Below are 5,173 nucleotides of genomic sequence, written 5' to 3' on the forward strand. Positions count from 1 at the left end.
CGCGGAGCTGACCGGTCGCCGCGACCGGCTCCTCGGCCGCGCGTGACGTGACCCGCGTGACGTGACCTAAGGTATCCGCCATGGAATCACCCGCCCCCCCGGGCGCCGCCGACCGCGCCGGCGCTCCGGTCGTCACCGACAACCCGGTCCTGTCGAGGTTCGAGCTGCACGTCGCCGGCGAGCTCGCCGGGTTCGTCGATTACCGGCTGCACGGCCGCGACGGCCGCGACGGCCAGGTGATCAACCTCATTCACACCGAGGTCGATCCCAGGTTCCAGGGCGCCGGATACGCGACCGTGCTGGCCCGGGCCAGCCTCGACGCGGCCAGGGAGCGGCACCTGGCCGTGCTGCCGACCTGTCCCTACATCCGCTCCTGGATCGCCAAGCACCCCAGCTACGTGGACCTGGTGCCCGCCGAACGCCGAACAGATTTCGGCCTCTGACACCAGGCTCGGTACGATTCGTCCGGAGCGGATAACCGGATACTTACCCCCCGACCCCCCGAGCGGAGGCAACGTGACGCGGGTGTGGCTGCCCGACCCACCGGAGACACTGGGCGGCCTGCCCGACGGCGTGGTCGCGGACGTATGGACAGGGGGCGAGACGCTGCCCGCGTCGAAGGACGAGGTCGAATTCGTCGTCATCCCGTTCGGCGTGACGCCGGAGACGCTGCGCAAGGTCACCCGCCTGCCGAACCTCAAGGTCGTCCAGCTCACCTCGGCGGGGGCGGAGCGGATCATCCCGTACATGCCCGCCAGCGTCACGCTCTGCAACGCCCGCGGGGCCCACGACGCGGCGACCGCCGAGTGGACGGTCGGGGTGATCGTCGCCCACCTGAGGAACTTCCCCCGCTTCAGCAAGGCCCAGGAGGAGGGCCGCTGGGATTTCGCGCCCAGCGAATCCGTGGCGGGCAAGCACGTGCTGATCGTCGGCTACGGGTCGATCGGCGGGGCGGTCGAGCGCCGCCTGGCGGGCTGGGAGGTCACGATCGAGCGCGTCGCGCGCACCAGCCGCCCGGCCGAGGGCGTGCAGGGCATCGAGGACCTGCATGCCCTCCTGCCCAGCGCGGACGTCGTCGTGCTCCTCGTCCCGGTCACCGACGAGACCAGGCACATGGTGAACGCGCAGTTCCTCGCGGGCATGAAGGACGGCGCGCTGCTCGTGAACGCCGCCCGCGGGGCCATCGTCGACACCGACGCCCTGCTCAAGGAGCTCAACACGGGCCGGATCAAGGCGGCGCTCGACGTCACGGAACCTGAGCCGCTGCCGCCCGGGCACCCGCTCTGGACGGCGCCCGGCCTGCTGCTCACCCCGCACGTCGGCGGCGCGGTCAGGCAGACGCGCCAGCGCGCGTACGCGGTCGTCAGCGCGCAGCTCGCCAGGTACGCTGCCGGCGAACCGCTGCAGAACGTGATCGGTGCCCGGGGGTACTGAAATCGGGCGCGGTTTACGATGGGGAGATGGGGCAGCTTCCAGGGCACAAGGGCCGGGGTTAGACCGTGGCGTCTACCGCGAGCGAGGTCCGGCCGGCCATCCTGACCGTGGACGATGATCCCGCGGTTTCTCGCGCCGTCTCTCGTGACCTGCGCAGAAAGTACGGCGAGCACAGCCGGATCGTGCGCGCCGAGTCCGGCGCGGAGGCCCTGGACGCGCTCAGGCAGATGAAGTTGCGCGGCGAGCAGGTCGCGCTGCTGCTCGCGGACTACCGGATGCCGGTCATGAACGGCATCGAGTTCCTCGAGCAGGCGATGGACATCTTCCCGCACGCGAAGCGGGTGCTGCTGACCGCGTACGCGGACACGAGCGCCGCCATCGACGCGATCAACGTCGTCGACCTGGACCACTACCTGCTCAAGCCGTGGGATCCGCCCGAGGAGAAGCTCTACCCGGTCGTCGACGACCTGCTGAAAGCGTGGCGCAGGGACGTCAGGAAACCGGACAGGGAGCGGGAGATCAAGGTGGTCGGGCACCGCTGGTCGGCGCCGTCGGCCCAGATGCGCGACTTCCTTGCCCGCAACCAGGTCCCCTACCGCTGGTACTCCACCGAGGAACCAGAAGGACAGCGGCTCCTTGACGCCGCGGGCGCCGACGACCACGAGCTGCCGGTGGTGATCACCGTCGACGGCGAGGCCCTGATCGCGCCGACCCGCAGCGAGGTCGCCAGCCGCGTCGGCCTGGCCACCGCGCCGGAACGGCATTTCTACGACCTGATCGTGGTGGGCGGCGGACCAGGCGGGCTCGGCGCGGCGGTCTACGGCGCCTCCGAGGGGCTGCGGACCGTGCTCGTGGAGAAGTTCGCGACCGGGGGCCAGGCGGGCACGAGCTCGCGGATCGAGAACTACCTCGGCTTCCCCGACGGGGTTTCCGGCGGACAGCTCACCGACCGGGCGCGGCGCCAGGCCGCCAAGTTCGGCGCCGAGGTGCTGACCACCTGCGAGGTGGACGGCCTGGAGGTGAACGGCTCGGCGCGCAGCGTGCGGCTCACCGACGGCAGCGCGATCGACGCCAAGGCGGTCATCCTCGCCACCGGCGTGGCCTACCGGCAGCTGGCCTCGCCCGGCTGCGTGGAGCTGACCGGCTGCGGCGTCTACTACGGCGCGGCGCTCGCCGAGGCCGACGGCTGCAGGGACCAGGACGTGTACGTTGTCGGCGGCGCCAACTCGGCCGGCCAGGCCGCCGTCTTCCTCGCCAGGTACGCCAGGTCGGTGACGATGCTGGTCCGCGCGCCGTCGCTGGAGCAGTCGATGTCGTACTACCTCATCCAGCAGCTCGCCGGCATCAAGCAGGTAACGGTCCGCACCTGCACCGAGGTGGCGCAGGCGCAGGGGACCGGCCACCTGGAGCAGCTGATCGTGCGCGACCTGAACACCGGCCGCACCGAGACCGTCGACACGCAAAGGTTGTTCATCTTCATCGGCGCCGAGCCGCGGACCGGCTGGCTGGACGGCGTGCTCGTGCGCGACAAGCGGGGGTTCGTGCTGGCCGGCCCTGACCTGTCGCTCGATGACCTTGCCGAGTGGCCGCTCGACCGCCCGCCCTACCACCTGGAGACCAGCGTCCCCGGCGTGTTCGCCGTCGGCGACGTGCGCGCCGAGTCCGCCAAGCGGGTCGCCTCCGCCGTCGGGGAGGGCGCCATGGCCGTCATGCTCGTACACCGCTATCTGGAGCTGCTGTGACCACGCCCGCCGAACCCGCCGCGACCGCCCCCGCCGACTCCGGCGCGACCTGCACGTGCAACCCCGAAGAGCTGCGCACGCTGTTCCTGTTCGAGAAGCTGTCCGACGAGCAGCTGGCCCGGCTGTGCCAGGAGGGCCGCGTCGAGCTGCTCGGGCCGGGCCTGGTCTACCAGGAAGGCGACCCGGCGACCCGCCTGTACGTGCTGATCGAGGGGACCGTGGCCCTGCTGCGCAAGGTCGGCGACGACGACGTCGAGATCAGCAGGACCAGCCAGCGCGGCGTGTACGGCGGCGCTTACCAGGCCTACCTGGGCGACCGGCTGCCGCAGGTCTACCAGAATTCACTCAGGGCCACCGTCCAGTCCCGCTTCTTCGTGCTCACCGCCGACTGCTTCGCGCAGATCATGCACGAGTGGTTCCCGATGGCGGTGCACCTGCTGGAAGGCCTGTTCTTCGGCGGCCAGGCGACCCGCGCGGCGGTCGGCCAGCGGGAGCGCCTGCTGGCCCTCGGCTCGCTGACGGCGGCGCTGACCCACGAGCTCAACAACCCCGCGGCCGCCGCGGTGCGGGCCACGGCGAGCCTGCGCGAGCGGGTCGCCGGGATGCGCGACAAGCTGCGCCTGCTCGCGGCAGGCAAGTACGACAAGACCACCCTGATGGCCCTGATCGAGCTGCAGTCGCGCGCGGTGGAAAAGGTCGCCAAGGCGCCCAAGCTTGACCCGCTGGCGGCGTCCGACGCCGAGGACGTGGTCAGCGACTGGCTGGACGATCAGGGGATCCCCGACGGCTGGCGGCTCGCCGCCACGTTCGTCCAGGCCGGCCTGGACACCGAATGGCTCGACCAGGTGAAAGACACCGTGGGCGAGGACATGCTCGAGCCCGCCCTGCGCTGGCTGAACTACACGGTCGAGACCGAGCTGCTGATGAGCGAGATCGAGGACGCCACCACCCGCGTGTCCACCCTGCTCGGCGCGGCGAAGCAGTACTCCCAGCTGGACCGCGCCCCGTTCCAGGTCGTCGACGTGCACGACCTGCTCGACAGCACGCTGCTGATGCTGTCGGCCAAGATGGGCCCGGGCGTGACGGTGGTCAGGGACTACGATCGCAGCCTGCCGAAGATCCCGGCCTACGCCGCCGAGCTCAACCAGGTCTGGACGAACCTGATCGACAACGCGGTGGCGGCGATGAACGGCACGGGCACGCTCACCGTCCGCACGGCCCGCGACGACGGCTACGCGCTGATCGAGTTCGGCGACACCGGCCCGGGGATCCCCGCCGGGCTGCAGGAGCGCATCTTCGAGCCGTTCTTCACCACCAAGCCAGCGGGCGAGGGGACCGGCCTCGGGCTGGACATCTCGCGGCGGATCGTCGTGAACAAGCACAAGGGTGACCTGGGGGTGCAGTCCGTGCCCGGCGACACCCGCTTCCAGGTCAGGCTCCCGCTCCAGGCGGGCACTACCAACACCGACAAAGAGGTGCGATCATGACCGAGCTCAGAGGCATCGACCCGACGGTCGCGCCCAGCGGCACCGGCTGCGCCGAGTGCGAGGCCACGGACGGCTGGTGGCTGCATCTGCGCCGCTGCGCCCAGTGCGGGCACATCGGCTGCTGCGACAACTCGCCGGAACAGCACGCCACCAGGCACGCGAAGGAGACCGGCCACCCGATCATCCGCAGCTTCGAGCCGGGGGAGAGCTGGTTCTGGTCCTACCCGGAAGAGGATTACTACGAAAAGGGCCCGGAGCTGGCCCCGCCGCCGCACCACCCCGTCGACCAGGGCGTGCCCGGCCCCGCGGGGCGCGTCCCGCGGGACTGGCAGAGCAAGCTCCACACGTGAGCATCGTCTCGCGTGGCTTCTCCGGCCGCAGACGCCCAGGCGACGAAAAGCTCCCGCCCGGCCAGTACCTGGAGACCGGCTTCCCCGTGCTGTCGGCCGGCCCGACGCCGTCGGTGAAGACCGCGACCTGGCAGTTCACGATCACGACAGAGCAAGGCCG

General features: G+C 70.9%; 5 protein-coding genes. All 5 read left to right on the plus strand.

Features of this window, described 5'->3' with window-relative positions; all coding sequences use genetic code 11:
- The first annotated feature begins 80 nt into the window (after positions 1-80).
- The 5 genes from Q1N79_RS29810 (at position 81) to Q1N79_RS29830 (ending at position 5,013) form a co-directional block, all read left to right on the plus strand.
- Positions 81-443 carry a GNAT family N-acetyltransferase gene (locus Q1N79_RS29810; RefSeq protein ID WP_300614453.1) on the plus strand — a complete coding sequence of 121 codons (363 nt, stop codon included), beginning with the start codon at positions 81-83 and terminating at the stop codon, positions 441-443.
- A 73-nt stretch (positions 444-516) separates the two neighbouring features.
- Positions 517-1,434 carry a 2-hydroxyacid dehydrogenase gene (locus Q1N79_RS29815; RefSeq protein WP_300614454.1) on the plus strand — a complete coding sequence of 306 codons (918 nt, stop codon included), beginning with the start codon at positions 517-519 and terminating at the stop codon, positions 1,432-1,434.
- A 65-nt stretch (positions 1,435-1,499) separates the two neighbouring features.
- Positions 1,500-3,176 carry an FAD-dependent oxidoreductase gene (locus tag Q1N79_RS29820; RefSeq protein ID WP_300614455.1) on the plus strand — a complete coding sequence of 559 codons (1,677 nt, stop codon included), beginning with the start codon at positions 1,500-1,502 and terminating at the stop codon, positions 3,174-3,176.
- Positions 3,173-4,663 carry an ATP-binding protein gene (locus Q1N79_RS29825; protein ID WP_300614456.1) on the plus strand — a complete coding sequence of 497 codons (1,491 nt, stop codon included), beginning with the start codon at positions 3,173-3,175 and terminating at the stop codon, positions 4,661-4,663. The genes Q1N79_RS29820 and Q1N79_RS29825 overlap by 4 nt, the downstream gene beginning before the upstream one ends.
- Positions 4,660-5,013, plus strand: a complete 354-nt coding sequence (locus tag Q1N79_RS29830) for a UBP-type zinc finger domain-containing protein (RefSeq protein ID WP_300614457.1) — start codon at positions 4,660-4,662, stop codon at positions 5,011-5,013. The genes Q1N79_RS29825 and Q1N79_RS29830 overlap by 4 nt, the downstream gene beginning before the upstream one ends.
- Positions 5,014-5,173 lie beyond the last annotated feature (160 nt).

The organism is Trebonia sp., assembly GCF_030042015.1.
Classification (GTDB): domain Bacteria; phylum Actinomycetota; class Actinomycetes; order Streptosporangiales; family Streptosporangiaceae; genus Trebonia.